A 23,057-nucleotide genomic window follows, 5' to 3' on the forward strand; every position below is an offset into this window, starting at 1 on the left:
AGCAAAAGACCTCAACGGTCTTTTTGCTTTTCTGTTCTAGACATAGGAACGTGAGTGCAAGAACCTTTCCATTTCAATCATAAATTTTGAACAGTCTTCACGTTTCAAAGCTTTCTTCATTCGATGCTTAGGAATGTCAGCATCATGTGCATTCTTGTAGAATTCCAGCACAGTAGTAGATATGGGAATTTCTAGCATATCACCAGCGTGGCTAATCTTGCTGATTATGAAATACTTCTTTTCATTCAGATCAGCATAACCAACCATTTTAAATCCAGTATCTTTTACCATTTTCAGAGCAGCAGAAGCACACGATGATAGATATTCATCGTTGGTAATAATATTTAGATAATCAGGGGATTTTGCTTCGATAAGCTTGTGTTTTATTTCAGCGTAGAACATAGACATAGATTTATCTCCTTAGTATTTCTGTCTTTTAGTGAATCCTTCTGTTGCTAGAGTTGATCGAATCGAACCAGAGTACAAGCCCCTTCAGAGGCTTTTTTACAGATTACAGTGATTATTCACATCAGATTCATCATCTACCATCACACATACATCAAACTGAATTTCAGACTCATCAGGGGATTGGTGCCAGAAATACAAATGTCCTTCTTTCAAAAATTCTGTTATAGCATTAGCATTAAACATTTTTATGTGATCAATCCGCAAATGATGAAGCATCAGCGTTGACAGAATTTGAACCAGTGTAGCTTTACAAGCAAACTCATCAATGTCATTGAGTATCAAACCGAGCATGTTCAACTTATAAGGGTCAACATCATGAACGTGAGACAAGAAGGCAAGTATCAAGCTTCCAGCACCACAACAAATCTCACCAACTAATTTTATTGAATCCCAAGCCTTAATTTCATCAGGGTCAGGAAAAGTCAGCTCAGGCAACACATAGGCAACCGCTTCTGGTGTAAAGAATTGCCCTAAACCTTTACCTCTACTCTTTCCATTACGGCCTGAAAGAATAATCTCTTCTGTAAGATTAGAGAAAATATCAGCAAATGGTTTTGACTTTGACACCATTGCAACATACATATCAAAGGCTTCTTTCAGAGCCACCTCATCAGAATCATAGGGCATTTCACATTGGATGTTGCTCATAGTGAACATAGACGCCCTAGGATTCATCTGACGCCAAGCTAGCATGGCTGATCCATAGCAATAGTCTACGAAAATTTTCAAAGCCAATTCTTGCGATTCACGCTCACTCATGGGCAATGATTCGGTTACTTTAAATATCTTCTTTTTTAGTGCTTTCATATCCATAGTCATTCCTCTCTTATTAAAATTTCTCATTCCTCAATTACACAACTCACAGACCTTATCGAATGCTTTGAACAGACCAGCCTTGTTGGAGCTACCAACATCAATGCATGGGCTTTGCAGTTCAACCAGCAATCTACGTCTCTCACCGTATTCAGTCAGAACGTTGCCGTTGAACACACGGACTCTATTCATTTTGATGTTATGGCTCAGTATGGACGTTGCTACTTGAATGAATGCCGCCTTGCAAGCCAGCTCATCAATATCAGCCATTTCGACTGATAGTGTCTTGAATGACGCAGGATCAGCATTGAATCGACGCTTCAACAAGCCCAGTGTGAGACTTCCAGCACCACAACAATCATCGGATTGAATCGAATCACGGAAGCAACCCCCAGCAAAGGCCAGCTCAGCCAGCAGGTATGAAAGGTCTGGTGGTGTTAGGAACTGACCTATCCCCTCCCCGCCTTTACCAGACAGAAGCAAATCTTCATGAACCATCGTCAGAAGGTCAGTGAATGGCTCATGAGCGGCTACCAGATCAAAGTAGCTAAGCAATGCATCACCAATAGCATGATTATCTTGGAATACCTCATAATCCACCTTAGCATCTTGGCAGACATAGAACCATGCACCATTGTCAAGACGACGATCCATATTCTTATCAATCCAAGCATAACAAATCATTTGAAAACTATATTCAATGAACAATTTATAGCTTTCAGATAATTTGCCCTTTTCACTACCTTTCAGGTAGCTTGAAACATTTAATAATTCATTCTTAAATTTACTCAGTAGATTCTGTCTTTCTTGTGAATTCATACACGACTCCTTTGTTGTCTTCTAGCCACTAATTCTTTTTGCCATTTTTTCAACTCAACATACATATCCCTTTCAGGGTAAACCCCAATCATCAGACCTATATGCAACTCAAACAGGAATTCAAAGTCAGTGTATTCCAGTTTCAAAATCCTACCGCCTTTGAAATCAAAATAAACGCTATCACCACTAGCATTAAAACCAATGCCTATGCTATTAAACATTTCCTGAATTATTGGCAATAAGCACTTTATTGGTTTTGATTCAGATAACAGACTTATGTTTTGGTAAGTCGTGCAAACCTCTTTATGGTCATATACACCTAATGCTTCCAGAAATTCACCATCTGTTGTATCAACATCTAAGGTGCGGACGATTTTCACCAACTCATTATCATCATAACAAAACGCCTTAGCATGACAGTTATAATGAACAACCAAACCCTTGCAACCATCCCACTCAAACCACACATCTATCATTTTTGAGTTATCATAAAATTCTTCAATCTCACCTGCACAATCAAACATAGAATTCTCCTTTTATTTATACAAAACTATACAATCAATTACGAATCATGAACACTTCACAACCACCTGATGATTCAAAATATTGCTCCATGACACCCAATACATCATCAGTAGTGAAATCTTTTTCACCTTCAACCAGCTCATAAAATTCTGGTCCTAGCACACATTTCAATAAATCAGAGAAGTCACCCGCCATTAACCAAAGCTCTGAACTCTGAAAAACTTCAACAGTGCCTTCATCTAGAATCATTGTGACAGACGGACACATTGAACAAATGAGCAATTCTATAAGCTCAAATGCATCATCTTCACAAAGACTGGATGCTTCTTCTTTAACAGTCCAATACAGAGTACGATAATTCATAATTTGACCAACCATACTCATAAAATTTAGCTGTTCAGGCGAATGATTTTTATCAACCAGAGACTTCATTCCATCACTCATGAAGTCATCAACCAACTCGATGAATGTTTGTTCTCCAACAGATTGATTTGCTCTATTGAATATTTCCACCTTGGAAAAGCTTCCATCAAATGCTAATGTCCAAAGTGGATTCATCCAGCAGATAACCCTTTCCATAAACCAGCATTTATCAGCGTTTGGTCTATCTGACCTGACTACTCTACAAGCATAATCATAAAGCTCCTTATAGCCATCAACCTCATATGCAATATTGGCATCACTTGGAGCACTTGGCATTTTAACAACGTTTTCATCATCATTATTCATATATTACCTCTTGTATTATTTTAAACACATACACGCACCCCTCAGAGAACGCTTACATGAATTATTCTCTTTAGTTAGAATTAATAACAAAAAAACAACGGAGCACTAGAAGGCTTTCAAGAATTCTTCTATCTCTTTTGCTTTCTTCTTAGTCAGATACTTCCATCCTTCTACATCTTCCATTTCTAATGCTTTCTTCAACAAGCCTGCAATGGTGTATGCATCGAAATTAGGCAAGTCATTTCGCGGAATATAATAATCGGGAAGCTCCATTGCTAAGAAAGCAATTGAATCTTCAACATAATGATAGTCACTAATCAAAGTATCAAAGAAATAGTCAGTTACCGCTCTCGCATAATCATAATCACGGCGTTCATCTATATGACGGCAGCTATCAATCAAAACATTTGACGTATCAAAATCAAGGTCATATTCCAAGTATGCTGCTGATGATACGCTGATGTATAAGTCATCGCCCCGATAATCACCAATTGTCACCATAAGCTCTATTGCACGTAGCAAGGAGACATTGAACAACTGTTTGATTGTCTCAATATCTACGGGTGTTTTAAGTTTTTCTTTAAGTTTGACTTCTGATTTTTTCAGATAGTCTTTAAGCAATTCTTTTGAATTCGGCATTATCTAATCCCCTACTATTTTGTCATAAGCAAAACCTTGATTGGTTAAGTTGCAGCGAATATATAGTTTGGTTTTGATTTTGTCTACAGCAAAGATTTAATGACCATCAAAATCAAAAATAAGATTGTTTATACAAGCCTTTAGTTTCGTGGCTTACAGAGCACCAAAAACAAAACTTAGATTTATTGATTCCGACGAACGGTAGTATTTATGTAAAAACCTCATTTTTGATTTCATCACAAACTAAATAAATTGAACAATTAACTTATCTGGCGTCATTTACTTTTTTAAATCTAGTATTATAATAATTATGTATAACTATAATTCAGCACATGAGAAAGCTTCTAGCACTATTCATTTTTTTAACATTTCTAGCTGGCTGTGAGGGTGACAGCGTTCATAGAGCAGCCGAACGTATGTCTAATGACAACAGCCTTGACAAGAACATGGTGCTTAACGCCTTTGAGGCTCAGTATGGTTGTGACGTTGTGCAAGACAGCGTTGAACGTGCTCAACGTGGAGTGTCTGACACAGGGAAGGCTAAATATAACTGTCAAGGTGACAACAACACATTCACCTCAGTAAATGAACCTAGGGAAAAAGGCGAAAATATCATTCAAACTGTGGTTAAGGTGATAATGGTTCCTTTTTTACTTTTGGGAATCCTTGTAGTTATTCAGAATAAATCCACTGGCAACAATGGCATTAAAACAAACGTATTCATTTTCATCTTAGAAAACGCCTTCAATTTAATTGTAAGGTTCAAGATGGTTTCTATATTAGTTTTCCTTGCAATATTTGGCTTAATGATTTCCAAGAATGCTCAAAATGAAATCCTTGAGCAGAAAGTCTACCGTGAAGCACCAATCAAAATTCCGAATTTTTCAATCAAAACTGGCTTAGCTCTTAATATTTTTGAATATCAGCTTTGCATCAAATCAAACACAATCCCACAAAGTAATGAAGATGCAGCCATAAGAATAAGTAAAATCGGATATGGTTATGAGCTAAAAGGGGCTTACATGAATTGCCAACTCGACGGCGGTTTTGCCGTTGATAGGCTAGGGAATGAGATTGCTAGAAGATATTCATTGCTTGATTTTGAGACGTTGCAAGAAAGACAGGTCAGAGAAAATCTTGCTAAATTGATTGCTGCAACTGATGTTCTAGCAACGAGAGTAGCCGCAGCAGAAGGTGAAGTCATCCGTAGAAGCGTTCCCGATTTCTTGACATGTGAAAACCTTCCTACCCAGTTTTCAGGAATGGAGCCGGAAGACACACACAATGTAGTTATGAAAACCCTTGAATGTGTCAGTCGTGACTTTGTTTTTAACATGTCTAAATACAGCGGAATGACTGAGAAGGAAATAGATAACCTTGAAGCTAAGACTAAAGGCCGTAATGTCTTCATGTGTTCTGGTGAATTTGTGAAGCAAACCGGAACAGATTTAGCTGGAATAAGAGCTAAATACCAAGCTTGTGTTACTCAAAATTGTAATGGCTCAGGTTCAAGCTATGCGTGTGGCGTAGCCCTTGCAAAATACAATTCAGTTTTTCCTGATGAAGAAGCTGATTTATTGACTATCCCTACCACTGGTTTCTATGAAAAGCCAATAAATTATAACTCAGCGAAAATGATATTAGGGACCATTTCTGTAAAATTCACTATGGATGAAGAGGTAAAGCCACGTAAGCAGAACGGAATGCCTATTGCTTCATTCCCTTCATCCAGTGCCTATGGACGTATGACATACGAACAAACGCAGAATTTTTATACTAGAAGTGATTTATTCTACAGTGAGAAACATAAGCAAAATTTCTCAGTCAGCAATTTGATTTCTCAGCTCGACCCCGGCAATGGTGGTTTATTCGGTTTAGATAAGTTCTTTGCTTGCTACAACCAACCATACAGCATCACACCTGAATACCATAATTGCCAAGACTTCCCAAGCGAATCGAAAATTCTGGGTAATACATTTTGGGCTAGTGCTTCAATGCTTACCTTGGGTAATAAACTCATGAAAAAGAGTGATGCCCGAAAGAAAGAAAAAGCAGAAGAGGTTGCCTATTCAGCAATCAAAGGTGGCATCAGTGTTGTAGGTATTTCTAAAAAGGTCGCTGCAGGATTCTTACCATTCATTTACAGTGAAGGATTGCCAGTATTTGAAGATGTGTTTGAAGAAAACTATCAGAGAATTATGGGTCAAAGAAGTGAATATTATGCTGCAATGACATGTTCATTGTTATCTGATGCATGCTCAAGAACCATCGACACCATAGCAAGCATTCTTTATGCAGCATCTGTTGTCTTCAACTTTGTCATTCCATTGGGTTACTTATTAGCCTTCATCACTATTTTAACTGGATATTTTGCGTTCATTTACGCAAAAGGAACCTTGGCAGGCCCAAGATACGCTATCAAGTATGGTTCTGACCAAGCCAGAAATGACATAGATAAGCATGATTCAATTATTGATATGGAAAATACATGGCTTAAACCACTAGCATTTGTAACTGGATTTTATTTATCAAATATATTCTTCTTGATTTTCTCTTTGATATACATTGGTAATCCTTATGAATTTGCATCATCTATCTTATCCATAAGCTTAGATGACTTATTTGTTGCTAAGGTTGTGGCTTCAATCGTTGCCCTGTTGACAATTTATATCTCATTCACGGCTTGCGTTATGATGTGGGTGAACTATATTGCTTCAGTGGAGCATAGAGACGGTGTAGTTACAGCTTCTGATGGTAAGTTCCAAAATGCTGCTGAATTAGGTCGTTATGCTAAATCAATGACTGGTAAAGGCTTGCAGTAAAACGGGTTGGACAGTGTAATAAATGGGTGTTTAATCATCGTAATTATTCATCCAGTAACATATGTGTTGATATATATATTGCTATAGGTCAATTAACTCCGATAGATATATATTTGCGTATGTGCGAATAAAGGGGGTTGATTTAATTTAAACTAGAGTTATAATTAGATTAGGAAAAGGAGGAATTTATGCAAAACATTATATTTTTATTCTGCATTGCTGCATTACCTGTTAAGTGGTTTGCTAGTGGTTTCAAGTATTCTAACTATCATGTTGATGACATAGCTTTGTTGTCATTCTTTGTGATTGGGTTGGTTTACTTTATCGCCAAAAATGCACGTTCAGCAGTTGGTATTTCTGTATTGATTGCCAGTGCCGTTACTGCTTATGGTGTTTACTTTGGGTTTCAACCTAATAATAGCTGGTTGGAAGCTACAATGTTCTTATTGGTTTGGATTCTGGTTCCACAAATTTTACCGGGCATCATCCGTTTCATCCCATGGGTTGTTAGCTTAGCTTCAAGCAAGAAAACAACCGTATAACTAATTTCTTCTCCTTTTCCTTTTAAAGCCACCTTCATAGGTGGTTTTTTTATGCCCTAAATTTGATTATCAATATTTTAGCATTATAATACTTGTATTATGATGGATTATTTTCACCATCATGCAGAACAAAACTAACTTAATTTAACATGAGGATAAAATGAATGACTTAGACTTAAAGGAAATAGAACGTGAAACACGTTTCATGGTTGACCTTATAAATCAGAACCCAGCGGCGTTTTCAAACAACCCTGCAGGCATTCCAGCAGTGCCGTTAGACATTATGATACTCGCTCAGAATTTCGCATCTGATAAGTATCTTGGGAATGTAAAAGCCTTTGAACGCTTCCTAGGTGATATTCCTGATGACCAGTGGAAAAGCGTAGAGTTTGTGGGCAGCTATGGTGATGATACAGCCCATTACCTCACATCTGATACCCTGCAAGGCTTAACGCCTGAAAACGTCCATAAGAGCTTTATGGAGGGTATTCAGAGCTACCGTGACAGCCTACCCAACGTAGCGAATATAGCTGAACACTACTATGGTGGCAGACACACGGTAAGCATGGTCAGTCTCAGTGACTACCTACCTGTTGAGGATTTCAACAGTGTTTTCATCTTCAACACAGAACGTCTCATTCAGAATCAAGCGGCTGGCCTTGTTAAGGACGCGATTGAACTGACCAGACCTAAGACAGCCTTAGAGCTTGAACTACATCGAATCCTTGAAGACAACGCTAATCCATCGAATCCACACGACGACATTATCATCAGCAATAGTGAAACACCTTTGCATGATTTCCCTGTTCGTAAGCGTAATTTCGCTGGTAAAACTGACGAAACGAGGAATTCGATTAAGAACAAATTAACTCAAAGTATTGAAAGGCTTCTTGAACGTCTCAACAATCCAGACCTAAACGACTCCAAGAAATGGATTACTGCAACGATTCCTTTCAGTGCCTACAACGTTGTCACTGGAAATGCGTATAGCAGTGAAAACCAAGCATTCGCTGAAATGTATAGTGAAGAATGTAACTACGAAACGGGTTGCTATATCTCAGCTAAGCAGGCTATGGAGCGTGGTTTTTCTATCGCTGGTGCAAAGACTCAGGTATTCACTCAACGCTACGCGGTTGAGCTTAATGCTACTGAGATAGTGAATGGTGTTAAGCAAAATAAGCTCAACGAGGATGGTACACCACAGAAATTCAAATTCTTCACTATTGGCTATGTCAACATGATGAATATTGATGAGCTTAAATGGACTCACAAAGATAAACCAGACCCAAGAATAAAATGGAAGGAACAGTATAGAAAAGGGACTGAGAGAAAACCTTGTAATCAGGAAAAGCTAGAAATATTCATTGATGCCATGCTTGAACTGGATTACGTCAAAGTGAAATTTGGTCAATCATCAAATTGTTATGACGTTCACAATGATGAAGTTCATATGAAAAACAGAAATCAGTTCAGGAATGACCTCAGATTCCTACACACCATGCTCCATGAAATGGCTCATGCCTCGGGTCATAAATCTAGAAACAACAGGGAAAAGCTCTATACCTACCATGATGATATTGCTAATAGAGGTGAAGAAGAATTAACAGCTAACCGTATTTGTGCTCTAGTCATAGAAAAATATGGCTTGCATGAATCTGAACTTAAAGACAGTTATGAAGCCAATAACCTTGTCTATGATTTAGGATGGGCTAAGCGTGCTTATGAGAAAAATCCTTTGTCATTACTCGATACCATCGGTAATGCTGAATTCGGTTTTAAATCACTGCAACAAGCTATTGATGCCAAGCTTGAGCAAAAGAACGTCCTTCATCTATTCACGAAGAATGATGTGGAGTTTGAAGGTATGGAGCCGAAAACCCAAGTGGCTAAGAAGGATTACAACAGGTCAAACAAATCAACATACAAACAAAAGGTGACAGCATGAAAACACACTACACAGAAATGGATTTACCAAAGCTATATGGCATGACTGTAAAAGAATATCTTGAATCCGTAGAGCTTGAAAAAATAGCAATAGAGGAAGGTTCAGATGAATACTATGAAGCTTTACAATATGAAATCACAGGGAAGCCCCGCAAAATTGAGTAAATAAAACAACCAGCACTCCGCTGGTTTTTTTGCGACTTGATTATTCATTATTATAATGTATTCTTTATTATTGTAGGCGTAATCATTAACTGACAGGAGCCTTAAAACAATTTATATATAGGAAATCACATGAGCAATATAGTTCAAATAACACATAAGCGAGTCAAAAAAGCAAAGATAATTTTTGAGTTTGATGTTCAAAGCAAAAGTTACACACATAACGAGTTAAGCCCAATGCGTTCTGGTTTACTCAATACTATGGGAGACAAGCTAGCGATTGCAGACCTAGATTATCACTATTCAACAATTTATGATTTAGAACTATGGCTTGCGAATTTTGTTTATATCCCGCTCAAATCAACTGACAAAGCCACTATCATCAAGTTTACGAAAAGAGCTGTCCGAGCACTTGATAAAATAATCAAGGAAAACAAAGAATATACTGATAGCGTTAGAAAAGGCATAACCAATTTACGTCATACGAATGACTTTGACTTTGACGATTCTCCATCCGCTTACTCTACTCCAGAGCACAATGAAGAGATTTCTGTACCTACTGATGATTTTAACTTTGATGAGCTAGACATTGATAATGAAATAGATTTTGGTATTAAAACAAAGCAGCCTACGGATGAACCTCAAGCAAAAGACAATGATGATGAATTAGATGCTGAAATAGCCAAACATTTAATAGATGGTGCTAAAGGTTTGGAGATTTTCTTTACAGCGTTAGCTGGGCTGTGTCGAGTTGTTGGCGAACAATGCGTAAACAAAGATAGCAAATAAATAAATTAACCGCCTAAGAGCGGTTTTTTTGTGCCCACACCATTGATATTGATTTTAAATCTAGTATTATAATAATTAATACAACATCGTTTATCAATATGAAAAAGGAATTCTTAACAAAAATTACTGCATTGACATTAATTATTAGTGCTTTCAGCTTAACCCAAGCCGCTTATGTAGTGTACATTCCTACTGAGGTTAAATTAGGTGGCTCACTTCCTGATGGTTCAATTCAGTTTGTTTCAGCAACAGAAGAACCAACGACCCCCACTGAACCAGAAGAACCTATTGTAGTCTGGAATGTTGAGCTAATCCAAAAGACTAAGTATTTCCATGCTGACCAATACAAATACAAAGAAACATTTAATGATTCTGGATTTAATATCATTGCTGGCGGATTTGACCATAGTGTGAGCAATGGAAAATCTGGTATTAGTTATAAATTCCAAGGTTATACAAATGAGCAGTATGGCTATGAATTTATAGATTTTGAGTTACCTACAAAATTAGTCGTTGAATCAGGTGGCGTTTCATTGAATTGTACAGGTAGCGTTGGGTTGAACATTCCATATACAGGAAGGCCCGCGATGTATTCAGCAGGTTGGTCATGTGATGGTATTCTTCCTAACCTTGTGATGAATCGCCCAGCAGATATGAAATTGAAGTTCACATTTAAATAATGGCTATCAGAAAATGATAGCTACCATAATTTACATCTATTTAGCATTTATAGCCATTTCTGTTGTGAGTCTTGCAGCATATGACTTGAATAAATCACAGAACCTCCATCAGCAATCAGTGTCATTTGAAGCTGATTTAACGATGATCAAAAAGTCATTACTTGCCCTATCCACTGTCTATGAAGAGACGGTAGATGACAGCACCATTCGCTACCCTGCCCTTCCTGCAGGTATCAATCAAGGTGACTATCACAGGCTACCAGCGGTGATGATGAAGACCCTTAACCCGCTCAAGAAGCCATACGTTTATTGCCCGTTTGCAGCTCGTTCAGACCTGCCTATGACCGAAACCATAAACGATGGCCCCGGCCCCGGCTACAACGCTGGTAAAGCGGTTCTGACGAAGAATGGTAGAGATATGGACTACATCACCAGTACGGGCGTTAACACGCTCAATGGGGCTGTAATCATGGCCTACATCATCAGCCCTAACCCACCATTCCAAGGGTCAATCAGGTGCTCAGATGTAACCTACGACAATTCACTACAACAATTTGTGGTCGCTGGTGGTCGAGTCGAAACCATTACTGCATTAGAAATAGAGGCGGTAAATTTAATAAACCAATAACAAAAGGAGAAATATGGATAAATCACAAATTAATCTGAATCATTTTGAATTCAATGTGACAAAACACAAGCATAGCTTTTATACGACAGTTATATTTGTAAAAAGCAAACCAGAATATATTCAGTTTTATGACAATATAATCTTAAACTATTCATTCCAGTCAGAGTCTGGGATAAATCAATTGGATAAAAACCGCAATGCAATTATAGATAAGCTAACTCACGTTCAAAAACGTGCTTTAGTTACCACTGTCCACAAACGATTATGTCGAGCAATCAGAGAAAAACATGAGAATAGTAGAAATCTAGGTAATAGTCAAAATCACACAATTCCTTCAGACTATCGAAAAAATGAAGGTGAATGGGATTGGATGAAAGACCTAATTGTATCTAATTCAAAACAAACAAAAAAACCTCAAGCAATTGAAGTTGCACAAGAAGATTTTGATTTCTCTGAATTAGATATCCAGCATGATTCTGAAGACATACCTATACTCAGCGGTTTTGTTTGCAATAAAAACGCAGATGATTTCAATTTCGATGAATTAGATGAAGACGCTTCTTGCACTTATTCATGCCCTCAGTGCAAATCTGGATTGTTGCGTGTTGAGAAGAAAAACGAAAACAGGTTTGAATGGGTTTGTGCGGGCAAACACCAGTGTAATTCAATTTATGAAGACTTTAGAGGTAGACCAACAGGGGAGCCGCTGAATGTTCCGGCTAAAAACTCAACCGATGAAAACATATCTGTTCCTACTGATGATTTTGATTTTGATGACGATGTATTAAGCAAAGATTTTAACTGTGATGAAAGCTTAGATTCTCCTGAGCGTCTAAATGATGAATTCAATTTTGACGAGTTTGAAGATGACCCTGAAATTGATACTAATGAACATTCAATTGAAAAAGTGTTTCCTGCAAATTTTGATTTTGACCATCATTCAGAATTATTGATAACAAAAATGATTGAACTTGAGAAAGAAATTTATGAAACGTTCAAGGAGTCTCAAAGAGTTCTTGAGCAGAAAAATAAATTTCAATCGCAGTTTGACGACCTTGTTAAAAAAGGGGACATGCTATTTGATAAACGCAATGAGCTTCAAGACTATATTGAGCATGTCATTAAGACACAATTCAATACCAAATGAAATAAGCCCCATAAAGGGCTTTTTTATTGTCTGGTAATTGCATATTTGTTATTCATTGGTAAAATATAGATACACAACCATTTTAATTTAATATGAAAGAGCAAACCAACTCAAAAAAATACATTAAGTCAACAGAAGCATTACTATTATCTGAAATCAAAGCCATCGTCTTAGACATGGACCGAAAGCTTAACGACAACCCTGATGGAATCGGATTCATTCCAAAGCCATTGCTCAGCGTTTTTGAAAGCCAAAGTACCTTGAAAGGAAAAGGCAGATATAAAGCTTCAACCAGCGATTATGCCTATTATGTACCCCGTTCCAAGGCACCACAAAGCCAGCGTCAATACCAAACCAGCTACAAACTCAGACCATTGGTTCACCACCTTTTCTTGGCTGTTGCAAATCATAATTATGATTACAACACACAAGATTTCCTTTCATCACTACCAAAGGTAATTAATGCAACGATTCACACACTCGCATTGTGGGGTTTAAACATGTATAACACCAAGGCAAGAAGAACAACCAAGCCTCTAGAAGCCATTAACACTGTTTTTTCACTTTTAAGCGATGGTTCCCCTAAAGACTACTTGCAACACATTCAAAAAAAATACAATCCTTGTATAAATCTAACAAAAATTCAGAAAATTATTCATTTTTTCACTGATGATTATATGAAAGTCACATTCATACTTTCTGGAAACGATTGCATGTTGATTGCTAATGGTGAATGCCATTGCGTCAAGGTTTCCGATAATATTTCTATTACAGTTAAAGGGCATGAGTTTTTAATGACTCATGACGGCGTGACCAATGAAGAAATGAAGTATTTTGGCGATTCTCTTAGGACGATTGATTTTCAACAGGAAGTAAAATTAGCTTTAGCTTCGACCAAAACCAAGAATAAATAAAACCCCTGATGGGGTTTCTTTCATTTCACTTGGATTTATTTTGAGTAAATTTTAACTATATATGGCTTGTACGTTTTTTCTTTCAATTGCTCGTAAGACAAACCTAAGTCACAAACTTTAGCTTTCCACATTGGAGTAATATTTACTGACCTTGGGTTTGAGCATTCTTTACCATCAATTTCAATCTTGCCAATCTCTTCAAATGTAAATCCTTTACCACTTGGTATTTCGACTATCGTTCGTGTGTAAGAATAATTATAGCCGCCCTCACTGAATGCTGGTTTAAAAGTAAAACTGAAATAATTAGAACTAACAATGCAGCTTGCTGAAGAAAGAGTATTTGCTTGATTGGATGGATTGCAATAATCACTTCCAAGGCTAAAACCATCAACGAATTTTACTAATAGCTTGTCTTCTGGCTCTGATTTTAATTTGCATGCTGCGTATCGAACACCATTTTCATCAATCCAACCTGCTGCAAAGTCATGTTCTTTACCTATGCTATTAGCTGGGTATTCTTGAGCAAGAGGGTCACAGTCAGGGTTTCAGGCTCAAATGGGTCTACAACGACAGGTTCAGATGGTTCTGTTGGCTCTACTGGTGTTTCAGGCTCAGAAGGCTCTACAGGTAAGGTTGGCTCAACAGGAGCTGGCTTGTTCGTGAATGAAATTGAGCCATCTGCTAGATGCCCACCTAGCTTGGCTTCAAGTGGTAGTTTGTAGACGAATTCAGCTTGAGCTGTAAAAGTTGTTAATAATGCGGCTGCTAATATTGTTAATCTCATGATTATCCGTAATTGTTAGTATAATTACATTGTATCATTTAATTAATCAATAGCAAGAAAACAACCCCCATTATTCTGTTTTATTTTCATTTTTATATTACCTAAATCCATCCAATATTGCTGGCCTTCCTTTTTGTTAAGATGGAGGTATTATGTAAATAGTAACATCGGACATTATTATGAGGAAAATCCACACCACAATATTTATATCAGCATTACTCATTCAATCAGCTCATGCTGAATTTCGCATGAACGTTCAAATCAATGAACCTATCAGGTTCATAAACAGCTCTACTGATGATGAGCCAGAGCCTGTTGAACCAGTAGAACCAACATTTGATTTTTCTGAATTTACAGGGAATGGTACCATTGATTCAGTAGATTCCGCTGGCTACATTGACACAACGAACATTCAGAGCATGTGGATTCAACGAGCATTGTTCAAGCAATACAACGACCACTTAATATATCTGCTAGGGAATCATCAAGACTTGATTGACAACGCCAAAGTCATCAACCTAGTAATCAATGGCGATTCATTGCCATGCACCATCTACGATGTGAGTTACGTTTCAACCTTCAATCAAAGCATCTTTGGTTGCTCTACAACTGGCTACAACGGGTTAAAATACTCGGCAGGTCAGAAATTCAACATCAGCTTCAATTAGCCGCTGGTAAACGATATTTAAGACATTAAAAAACCCCTGTTACGGGGCTTTTAGGTTTATCTAAAATCATGGCTTTGGTATGCCAAGGTTTTTAACAAGCTGTGCAATTTCAGGATTTTTGCTTGCAAGGTAAAAGAGTTCTTCACCCAACATCATGAAGTATTTTGCCATTGGTGCAAATTTTACGCTTCTGTCATCCAGTTGGAACATCAACATTCCACGCTCAGCCGCTAAGGCCGATTTCTCACATACGTTGATGTTGCTAACCTTTGTCCATTTTGTAGAAGCTGATTTCATTGCCAATGTGATTTCTTCAATTTTAGTCTCAATCGAAGATTCTTCTTGTTGAACTATTGCTTTGTTAGCTTCTTTTACTTCATTCACTCCTATTCTTGCGGAGTTCTGTTCAAGCTCATCATCTAGCATTGAACCAATGTCGTCTAAATTAAATGCAGTCATCTTATTTTCTCCTATTAAGCCGCTTCAGCGACTGTTGATTGGTTGATTAGCAAGTCGGCCAAAGCATCGAACTGAGCAATGGCTATCTTGTCTTTGCTAGCTTCTACTACAGCCAAGCCATTCATCTTAGGCCCAAGCCAGCTTGTACGCTTGTAGAGCCTTACAGGGGCGATAGGCATAGTGGCAATCACATTCGCCAAAAGCTTTTCTGGAACCCCGTTTTTGCCTTGTCTTTCGTTCATATCAATAATCAATGAGAAAATTCTTGCTTCTACTTCACCACAGCTTTTAATGGTTTTTTCAACGTCTTTCCTGACGTTCAAATCGTCAATTGAGTTATGGAATGGAATCAAAACAGTATTAGCGATTTTGATAAGGTCTTTGATGACACCAACAAACTCAGAGTGACCCGGTGTGTCAAAAACAATTTCATCATACTGGCTTCTCAAAGCTTCTATTGCTTTCCAGTCCATATTTGTAATGTCCATATGAACCACATCGACATTCTTGATTTCTTTCAATTTTGCAGCACGTTTTGCAACCTGTTTTGCAGCACGTTCGTTGTATACCTTCCCATTTTCTGCAACCTGCTTTTTCAATTCTTGGTAATCAGCAGTTACTTTTTGGGTTTCTTTTGTGATGTAGTTCTTACGAATCACACCCCAGTACAAATTTGTCTTTTGTGGGTCAAGGTCCACGATGGCAACCTTTTTACCTTTCTTAGCCATTGCTGCAGCAGTGTTTTGGCTGATTGTGGTTTTCAAAACACCACCTTTACCGCTCATGATAAGAACAACGTTTGCAGTTTTACCTGTAACGATTGTGGTGATTGCTGTTGCTAATTTGTTGGTTTCGACTTTCATTTATGTAACTCCTATTGGTTAATTTTTTACATTTGATAATATCAATTTAGCACGCACATTTACTAAGTCAATAGAACTTACTAAGTTTTAGTAAAATCTATTAAGTAAATGACAAAGCCCGTAAACACTGGATAAACCCATATTTACTAGGTTTTAGTAAAGCTTAGTAAATGACTTTAGTAGCTTTTAGTAAGCGTGGCTTAACATAACTTACTAAGTTTTAGTAAGTCAGTTTAGTAGAATTTAGTAAATAGCTTACTAGGTTTTAGTAAACATTTTAGTAAGGCTTAGTAAACATTACTTACTAAAACTTAGTAACTCTTACTAACCCTTAATAGGTCTTAATAAACGACCTACCTTAGTAAGATTTAATAAACGTTACTAAACCTTACTAACATTTATGAAACCGTAAATTCGCATCAGTGCTAAATGGGAATTATTGAATCTCTTCATCATCTTGATATTCATAATGCTCAACAACAAAACCTTCTGGCATTGGAGGATTCGTTTTGTTGGCTTCAATATCAGATTGAATTTCTTCATCAGTGAAATCAGGAATTTCTACACCTTCCCATACAGGAATTTCACCAGCTTCAAGATAGTAGCCTTCATCACGGCGTACACCGCTTAGAGTATCTAAGAAAAGCTCACCATCACTGTCATAGCTATGAGCATCAGTTTTATTAAACAAGAAATGATGTGAGAAATCCTTGTTCCTGAACAGAACCTTCACGTAATCATTATCACGACCATGGGCTTTGCCAAAATCCACAACCATCTTGTCAATCAATTTGGTCAAGTAATTGCTCAGCTCAAGGCGACCATCCTTAGTTTCAACAAGTTTTTCAGCGTATTGCACAGCATCTGATATGGTTTCAGCGTCAGTATCTACATAGACGATTTTGGCACGGAGAGCTTTTACCTTTGCCTCAAGTGCCTTGATTTTCTTGGTTCTGGTCAACAAAGCAGCTTCTTGTTCTTCTGGAATATCACCATCAAACATGTCAAGGAGCTTTTCAGTAAATTTCTGAGCTTTGTGCTTTTCAGACACAATGGTTTCTTCAAGCTCATTGATTTCTTTCACCACAACGTCATTATCATTGCCACCTGACTGAATCAGTAGTTCAAAATTGTAGTGCTCAGCATACTTGAAGAACACTTCATGGAAGCGTTCATATTGTATACTCAGGGTCTTAGGATACTTGCACAGCTTGATTTCAGAATTCCGACACACAAGGTAGGAATACTTTTGCTTTTGGGAGAAACGAACGTTCCCGCCACAAAAAGCACATTTAATCAACCCATGATAGATGTTATAGTATTGAAGGTCACGGCGAGTTGGCTTCTCCTTGCTTGTCATACGACTAGCAATTTTTGCCTTGAGCAAATCCACTTCATGCTTTGTAAAAGCCGCTGGATAGAAATTATCCATGACCTGAACGGTTTTCCTGTCAGGTACAGACTTACCATTGTCATAGATGTATTCACACAGCTCTAAACTCCCGTAAAGGGAAGGTGTATCAATCATGCGTTTGATACCCCGAGCAGTCCAACCAGAGCTTTTAGGGTTTTTCCCAAAGGCTACTTTGATAGGGTTGTTTTCGTTGATGTGAGCTGCTGCAGCACGCAAGCCAAGGTTTTTGACCATCAACAATTCATAGATGGTTTTCAGCTCAGCAACACGCTCAGGAATCAAAGAATATTCGCCAGTGGATTCATTCAAGCTAATCCACCAAGGAACGTTCTTATTCAAGAATTTCTTCTCACCCTTGATGATGCGTTCACGCCGACCATCCCATTTGGCTTTCTGGCGGTCAGATTTGGTCGTGCTTTCGTTGTTGGCACGTTCCAGCAGGACAGTAATCATGATGGTCTGTTCAAGGTCTTTACCCTTGATAGACAGGTCATAAAGCTTCAAATCATCAGTAGTGATGATTTTGATTCCCTTCCTGAGAATCGTAAGAACGACCGTCAAACCATCTGTCATACGTTCCCGGCTCAGGCGGTCAAAAGACTCAATTAGCAGGTAAGCACCCGTAGGAATCTTGCCTTCATCCAGACTGGCAAGAAACAGAGACAAGGCACCTTTCAGCCGGTGTTTGCCCCGGAAGGCCGACTTGCCAAGGTCTTCAAAAACGTCAACCACATGTAGGTTGTACGTCTCTACGGCCTTACGCTGGTTCTCCATCTGGCGACGTACAGAGTCACCAACCTCCCCGTTTTTTTTGGTCATTTGCTGCTCAGACGAGTAGCGAACGTATGAGTAAGCTAGACGCTTTGGAGCATCAGCCTGTACCGGCTGATCGGCTTGAACGTCTACGGCTGGAAGGTTGGAAATGCTGGCCATTTGGAGAATCTACCGTGATCCGATTTTTCTCTATCATAGCACCGCTATAGGAGGATGTGGGGCCGACACCGCGGTTTTTGTCGCTGTCGAAGCAGCATCTGCACAGCCTTACCACCGAGGGCAGTGAAGAGCCAGGGGCGTAGGCCTTGCGCAGCCTTGAGCGATCTGGCGCCGCCCGCGCGGCGCCTGACCTCGGGCAGCAAACGCGCCGAGAAGAACATTGGCCGCGCCGTCCGCCACCCGCTTCAATTGCCTCGGGCACTCTGCAAAAACCCTCCGCCGGGTCAGAAATTTTTCGGAACTATCCAAAAAAACTCTGAGTCACAGCTAATAGCCATCACGCTAAAACCCTGCACACCTGCCGTTGTGCACCGTTGATCCCAAGCGCGCGGACTTGTCAGGGAATGAGCGATGGACTGCTACGGACATCGTTATCAGGAGTGATCCAATGGAGCTGACCACCATGAAAACCCGCACTAGCAAACCGTCATCCACTCATGTGCGCGGGTTCAAGCTGGCCGCGCTGGCCCTGGGCAGTAGCCTGGTCCTGGCCGGCTGTGCGGGCAACCCGCCTACCGAGCAATATGCGGTTACCCAGTCCGCCGTGAATTCCGCTGTCAGCGCTGGCGGCACCGAGTTCGCCGCCGTGGAAATGAAAGCCGCGCAAGACAAGTTCAAGCAGGCTGAAATCGCCATGCACGACAAGAAGTACGACGAAGCCAAGCGCCTGGCCGAACAGGCCGAATGGGACGCACGCCTGGCCGAACGCAAGGCCCAGGCGGCCAAGGCTCAGAAGGCCGTGCAGGATGCCCGCCAGGGCGTTCAGGACGTACGTGAGGAAGGCCTGCGCAGCGCTCAGTGAGCCCTGCCCCGCCAACCTTAGCCTTCGCACACGATCAAAGGATGAACACTATGCGCAATTACGTCATGATTCCCGCCCTGCTGGCCCTGAGCGTCGGTCTTGCTGCGTGCTCGCACGACCCTAACGCCAACCTGGAAGCAGCCCGCACCAACTTCTCGGCCCTGCAGAGCGATCCACAGGCGAGCAAAGTCGCCGCGCTGGAAACCAAGGATGCCCAGGATTGGCTGAACAAGGCCGACAAGGCCTACATGGACCGTGAAGACGAGAAGAAAGTCGACCAACTGGCCTACCTGACCAACCAGCGCGTCGAAGTGGCCAAGCAGACCATTGCCCTGCGTACTGCCGAGGGTGAGCTGAAGAACGCAGCCGCCCAGCGTGCCCAGGCCAAGCTGGATGCCCGCGATGCCCAGATCGCCAAGCTGCAGAATAGCCTGAACGCCAAGCAGACCGACCGCGGTACGCTGGTGACCTTCGGTGACGTGCTGTTCGACTTCAACAAGGCCGAGCTGAAAAGCAACGCCTACCCGAACATCACCAAACTGGCCCAGTTCCTTCAGGAAAACCCTGAGCGCAAGGTGATCGTAGAGGGCTACACCGACAGCGTCGGCTCCGCCAGCTACAACCAGAGCCTGTCCGAGCGCCGCGCCAACAGCGTACGCATGGCGCTGGTGCGCGCCGGTGTAGACCCAGCGCGCATCGTGGCCCAAGGCTACGGCAAGGAGTACCCGGTTGCGGACAACTCCAGCAACTCCGGGCGTGCACAGAACCGTCGTGTGGAGGTGACCATCTCCAACGACAACCAGCCGGTGCAGCCGCGCTCCATGAGCCAGGCCAAGCAGTAATACTGGCCAGCTGACAGAGAAAGCCCCGCGATCGACGCGGGGCTTTTTTTTGCTTCGCTGCCGCTCACTGTACCTGCTGCGGCGTTTCCTCACCCATGCAGCGCACTGCACGCTTGCGGTTGTCCACCAGCACGCCCGTCAGGCCCTTCTGCTGGGTATCGAACAGCACCAGTACCCCGTCCACGCACTGCGCCACTTGCGGTGCCGGGTCCAGCGAAACCTTGTAATCCTCGCCGGGGACGGTCTTGAGCATGGTGTAATCCTGCAACAACAGGGCATCCTCGGGTTTGGCGAAATGCAGGTAGCCGTAGTACCACAAGGCGCCCACCGTCACGATGATGCTGCCCACACCCGTCAGGATCAGCGGGATGGCGTTGCGTTCTTCACTCATTGGGTGTTCTTCTCGTCAGGGTAATCAGGCACTTCGGCGAGCCGCCGCAGGCCGTTGAAATGGCTAGGGTCATCGAGGAAGCGCAACATCACCTGGCGCCATGTAGGGTCGGCGAAGGTCTGCACATGGCCACCTCGGGTCAGTTGCAGCACCCGCGGCGGTGGCGCGTGCTGATACAGGCGGATACCGTTTTCCAGCGGCACCAGGTCGTCATCGATGCTCTGGAAGAACAGCTTGGGCGGGCTGCGCAGTTGCTCGATCGAGCGGATCGCGCTGTCGCCGTCGGGCACCAGCCACGACAGTGGCACCTGCAATGGCCAGGTCATCCACGAGGTACTGAGGGCATAGCGCCCCACCGCCCGGTAGCTGGCCGGCACCCCGTCGAAAACCAGGGCAGCGAAACGCTGACGCTGCTCCGGGTGGCCTGCCAGGTAATGAATCGCCATGGCGCCGCCCAGGCTCTGCCCCAGCAACACCAGCGGCTTGCCCTTGGCCTCGGGCGCCTGGTCCAGCCAGGCCATGGCCGCGGCGATGTCCTGGTATACCTGTGGCAGGCTCGGTTTGCCCTCAGACAGGCCATAGCCGCGGTAGTCGACCATCAGCACCTGGTAACCCTGCTCCGGCAGCCAGTAGCTCCCACCCAGGTGCCCAGGCAGGTTGCCGCCGTTGCCGTGCAGGTGCAGCACCGTACCCTTGACCTCGACACCCGGCTTGGCCGGCAGCCACCAGCCGTGCAGGCGAACGCCATCGGCAGTGGTCAGGGTGACATCACGGTACGCCAGCTTGGCGCGTTCAGGGGTGAACGCCTGTCCGCGCTCGGGGTAGAACAGCAGGCTGCTGCAGCCGCCCAGGGCCAGCAGCACCAGCCCCAGCAGCAGCGGGCGGCAGTACTCAGAGAATATTCGCGTAGTCGGCTTCAATGCGATCCAGGCTCAGGTGGTTGAGGAAGTTGGAAAAGCACATCCAGGCCGACAGCGCGTTGAGGTCACGGAACTGTTCGGGCAAGTACTTGGGCGGTTCGACCAGCCCCTCCTCGACCAGTTGACGCAAAGTGCGCATGTCTTCCAGGGTGGTCTTGCCGCAGAACAGCAGCGGTATCTGTTCGAGCTTGCCCTTCTTCACAGCCAACTGAATGTAGTTGTAAACCATGATGAAGCCCTTGAGGTAGGACAAGTCCTTGGTAAATGGCAGGCCGTTGGGCACCGAGCCGCGGAATACCCGGCTGGCGTTGCTGTAGCTTTGCCCCATCTCGAAGCCCTGCTCGCGGAAGAAGCCGTACACCTGCATGAAGTCGGCGCCCTCCTCGACCATGTGGATGGCACGGGTGCGGTTGGTGAGCTTGCGCAGGCGGCTGGGGTAGGAGGCAAAGGCAATCACCTCCATGAGGATGGCCAGGCCTTCCTGGGTCACCGTCGACGAGGGCGGGCCCTTGGCCAGGAAGGTGCAGATCGGCTGGTTCAGGCCATTGAGCGTGGTGCCGACGTGCACCAGCCCTTCGTGCACTTCCAGCGCCCGCACGTCACGGGCATTGAACATGGCATCGGCGCGCACCTTGATATAGTCGGCGCCGGCGGCGGCGTCAGCGACAATGCCGTCGGACTCGAACACACGGATGGTGCCTTCGGCTTCACCGAACACCGTGTTCAAGCGCCGCTGTAGGGTATCGACAGCCTCTTTGGCGGTCAGGTTCTTCGGTTCGTCCTTCAGGTCGCCGCGGCCATCGATGTTGTTCAGGTAGTCCGACAGCATCAGGCCGAGGTCGGCCAAGGTCGGGTCACCGGCATGAAAGGCGTCGGAAGCGGCGCCATACAACTCCTGGGAGATCAGGCCGAACTCCTCGGTGCCACGGGCTTCGAGCATGCGCACTACCATGCGGTACTCGCGGCACATGCGCTTCATGATCTGCCCAACGGGGTTGAACTGGCCTAGCTGGCGAATGATGTCGCGCTCGATCCCCTGAAACTCGGCCTTGACGGCGCTGGAGTCGAACGACAGGGGCCGCGACTGGTAATAGGCGCGGTCGACCGCTGGCGGCTCCTTGCCCTTGCCCTGCAGGAAGCCCTGCCGAATGCTGTCGTCCCACTTCACCGCATCCAGCACCCGAATCGGTGTTTGCGCCGCGACGATGCGGTCGGACAGGGCGCGGATGGTCTGCTGGTATTCGTCCACCGGGGACTCCTTTCTAGTACAGAAAACCTGTACCGGCCTCATCGCCGACAA

25 protein-coding genes are annotated in these 23,057 nt (G+C 42.7%); 12 read left to right on the top strand and 13 right to left on the bottom strand.

The genetic code is table 11. The annotated features are described in order from the left end of the window. Nucleotides 1-36 precede the first annotated feature (36 nt). From DMX12_RS16890 to DMX12_RS16910, 6 genes are all read right to left on the bottom strand, one after another. Complete coding sequence (locus tag DMX12_RS16890; RefSeq protein ID WP_014860560.1) at nucleotides 37-408, bottom strand: hypothetical protein; 372 nt, start codon at nucleotides 406-408, stop codon at nucleotides 37-39. Nucleotides 409-504: 96 nt separating this feature from the next. Then, complete coding sequence (locus DMX12_RS16895) at nucleotides 505-1,281, bottom strand: N-6 DNA methylase (RefSeq protein WP_014860559.1); 777 nt, start codon at nucleotides 1,279-1,281, stop codon at nucleotides 505-507. A 33-nt stretch (nucleotides 1,282-1,314) separates the two neighbouring features. Further along, complete coding sequence (locus DMX12_RS16900) at nucleotides 1,315-2,100, bottom strand: hypothetical protein (RefSeq protein ID WP_014860558.1); 786 nt, start codon at nucleotides 2,098-2,100, stop codon at nucleotides 1,315-1,317. Then, complete coding sequence (locus DMX12_RS16905) at nucleotides 2,097-2,624, bottom strand: hypothetical protein (protein WP_110678843.1); 528 nt, start codon at nucleotides 2,622-2,624, stop codon at nucleotides 2,097-2,099. The genes DMX12_RS16900 and DMX12_RS16905 overlap by 4 nt, the downstream gene beginning before the upstream one ends. Nucleotides 2,625-2,658: 34 nt before the next feature. Beyond that, nucleotides 2,659-3,354, bottom strand: coding sequence for a hypothetical protein (locus DMX12_RS29110; RefSeq protein WP_135007161.1), 696 nt, complete (start codon nucleotides 3,352-3,354; stop codon nucleotides 2,659-2,661). A 105-nt stretch (nucleotides 3,355-3,459) separates the two neighbouring features. Beyond that, nucleotides 3,460-3,993, bottom strand: a complete 534-nt coding sequence (locus tag DMX12_RS16910; RefSeq protein WP_014860556.1) for a hypothetical protein — start codon at nucleotides 3,991-3,993, stop codon at nucleotides 3,460-3,462. A gap of 416 nt (nucleotides 3,994-4,409) precedes the next feature. On the opposite strand from DMX12_RS16910, the gene DMX12_RS29115 reads away from it, so the two are divergent. From DMX12_RS29115 to DMX12_RS29140, 9 genes are all read left to right on the top strand, one after another. Beyond that, nucleotides 4,410-6,815 carry a hypothetical protein gene (locus DMX12_RS29115; RefSeq protein WP_135007160.1) on the top strand — a complete coding sequence of 802 codons (2,406 nt, stop codon included), beginning with the start codon at nucleotides 4,410-4,412 and terminating at the stop codon, nucleotides 6,813-6,815. Nucleotides 6,816-7,003: 188 nt separating this feature from the next. Beyond that, the gene (locus DMX12_RS29120) at nucleotides 7,004-7,357 is read left to right on the top strand and encodes a hypothetical protein (protein ID WP_128573685.1); all 354 of its coding nucleotides are present in this window, start codon (nucleotides 7,004-7,006) and stop codon (nucleotides 7,355-7,357) included. Nucleotides 7,358-7,517: 160 nt separating this feature from the next. Beyond that, the gene (locus DMX12_RS16915) at nucleotides 7,518-9,302 is read left to right on the top strand and encodes a zincin-like metallopeptidase domain-containing protein (protein WP_014860554.1); all 1,785 of its coding nucleotides are present in this window, start codon (nucleotides 7,518-7,520) and stop codon (nucleotides 9,300-9,302) included. Next, on the top strand, nucleotides 9,299-9,466 hold the full coding sequence (locus DMX12_RS29315) for a hypothetical protein (protein WP_156089069.1): 168 nt from the start codon (nucleotides 9,299-9,301) through the stop codon (nucleotides 9,464-9,466). Before DMX12_RS16915 ends, DMX12_RS29315 begins: the two co-directional genes overlap by 4 nt. A 129-nt stretch (nucleotides 9,467-9,595) precedes the next feature. Next, complete coding sequence (locus DMX12_RS29125) at nucleotides 9,596-10,252, top strand: hypothetical protein (protein ID WP_014860553.1); 657 nt, start codon at nucleotides 9,596-9,598, stop codon at nucleotides 10,250-10,252. Nucleotides 10,253-10,350: 98 nt separating this feature from the next. Continuing rightward, nucleotides 10,351-10,932: a hypothetical protein gene (locus DMX12_RS29130; protein ID WP_135007159.1), complete on the top strand. Its 582-nt coding sequence runs from the start codon at nucleotides 10,351-10,353 to the stop codon at nucleotides 10,930-10,932. A gap of 13 nt (nucleotides 10,933-10,945) precedes the next feature. Further along, nucleotides 10,946-11,560 carry a hypothetical protein gene (locus DMX12_RS16920; protein ID WP_110678845.1) on the top strand — a complete coding sequence of 205 codons (615 nt, stop codon included), beginning with the start codon at nucleotides 10,946-10,948 and terminating at the stop codon, nucleotides 11,558-11,560. Nucleotides 11,561-11,573: 13 nt separating this feature from the next. After that, the gene (locus DMX12_RS29135; protein WP_146226846.1) at nucleotides 11,574-12,707 is read left to right on the top strand and encodes a hypothetical protein; all 1,134 of its coding nucleotides are present in this window, start codon (nucleotides 11,574-11,576) and stop codon (nucleotides 12,705-12,707) included. Between the two features lie 92 nt (nucleotides 12,708-12,799). After that, nucleotides 12,800-13,621, top strand: a complete 822-nt coding sequence (locus tag DMX12_RS29140) for a hypothetical protein (RefSeq protein ID WP_014860551.1) — start codon at nucleotides 12,800-12,802, stop codon at nucleotides 13,619-13,621. A gap of 496 nt (nucleotides 13,622-14,117) precedes the next feature. On the opposite strand, the gene DMX12_RS29320 is transcribed toward DMX12_RS29140, so the two are convergent. Beyond that, nucleotides 14,118-14,405: a hypothetical protein gene (locus DMX12_RS29320; RefSeq protein ID WP_156089070.1), complete on the bottom strand. Its 288-nt coding sequence runs from the start codon at nucleotides 14,403-14,405 to the stop codon at nucleotides 14,118-14,120. A 248-nt stretch (nucleotides 14,406-14,653) separates the two neighbouring features. Here DMX12_RS29320 and DMX12_RS16935 point away from each other — a divergent pair, with 248 nt between their 5' ends. Then, nucleotides 14,654-15,073 carry a hypothetical protein gene (locus DMX12_RS16935; RefSeq protein ID WP_146226847.1) on the top strand — a complete coding sequence of 140 codons (420 nt, stop codon included), beginning with the start codon at nucleotides 14,654-14,656 and terminating at the stop codon, nucleotides 15,071-15,073. Between the two features lie 66 nt (nucleotides 15,074-15,139). On the opposite strand, the gene DMX12_RS16940 is transcribed toward DMX12_RS16935, so the two are convergent. From DMX12_RS16940 to DMX12_RS16950, 3 genes are all read right to left on the bottom strand, one after another. Then, nucleotides 15,140-15,532, bottom strand: a complete 393-nt coding sequence (locus DMX12_RS16940; protein WP_110678851.1) for a hypothetical protein — start codon at nucleotides 15,530-15,532, stop codon at nucleotides 15,140-15,142. A 14-nt stretch (nucleotides 15,533-15,546) separates the two neighbouring features. After that, nucleotides 15,547-16,395, bottom strand: a complete 849-nt coding sequence (locus DMX12_RS16945) for an AAA family ATPase (RefSeq protein ID WP_110678853.1) — start codon at nucleotides 16,393-16,395, stop codon at nucleotides 15,547-15,549. A gap of 436 nt (nucleotides 16,396-16,831) precedes the next feature. Continuing rightward, a complete protein-coding gene (locus DMX12_RS16950; RefSeq protein WP_110678855.1) occupies nucleotides 16,832-18,742 on the bottom strand; it encodes a recombinase family protein in 1,911 nt (636 codons plus the stop codon). Between the two features lie 448 nt (nucleotides 18,743-19,190). Here DMX12_RS16950 and DMX12_RS16960 point away from each other — a divergent pair, with 448 nt between their 5' ends. After that, a complete protein-coding gene (locus DMX12_RS16960; protein WP_009686991.1) occupies nucleotides 19,191-19,604 on the top strand; it encodes a DUF4398 domain-containing protein in 414 nt (137 codons plus the stop codon). Nucleotides 19,605-19,654: 50 nt separating this feature from the next. Beyond that, nucleotides 19,655-20,446: an OmpA family protein gene (locus DMX12_RS16965; RefSeq protein WP_009686992.1), complete on the top strand. Its 792-nt coding sequence runs from the start codon at nucleotides 19,655-19,657 to the stop codon at nucleotides 20,444-20,446. A gap of 64 nt (nucleotides 20,447-20,510) precedes the next feature. Here the strand turns inward: DMX12_RS16965 and DMX12_RS16970 are convergent, their stop codons facing one another. From DMX12_RS16970 to DMX12_RS16980, 3 genes are read right to left on the bottom strand one after another with little or no spacing between them, the layout of a single operon-like run. Further along, the gene (locus DMX12_RS16970; protein ID WP_009686993.1) at nucleotides 20,511-20,837 is read right to left on the bottom strand and encodes a hypothetical protein; all 327 of its coding nucleotides are present in this window, start codon (nucleotides 20,835-20,837) and stop codon (nucleotides 20,511-20,513) included. Beyond that, nucleotides 20,834-21,757 (bottom strand): alpha/beta hydrolase, encoded by a 924-nt coding sequence (locus DMX12_RS16975; protein WP_110678857.1) that lies wholly within the window; start codon nucleotides 21,755-21,757, stop codon nucleotides 20,834-20,836. Before DMX12_RS16975 ends, DMX12_RS16970 begins: the two co-directional genes overlap by 4 nt. Continuing rightward, nucleotides 21,729-23,048, bottom strand: a complete 1,320-nt coding sequence (locus DMX12_RS16980; RefSeq protein WP_154211460.1) for a flavohemoglobin expression-modulating QEGLA motif protein — start codon at nucleotides 23,046-23,048, stop codon at nucleotides 21,729-21,731. Before DMX12_RS16980 ends, DMX12_RS16975 begins: the two co-directional genes overlap by 29 nt. Between the last annotated feature and the right edge of the window lie 9 nt (nucleotides 23,049-23,057).

The sequence above is a fragment of the Pseudomonas sp. MB-090624 genome (genome assembly GCF_003205245.1).
In the GTDB taxonomy this organism is placed as follows: domain Bacteria; phylum Pseudomonadota; class Gammaproteobacteria; order Pseudomonadales; family Pseudomonadaceae; genus Aquipseudomonas; species Aquipseudomonas juntendi.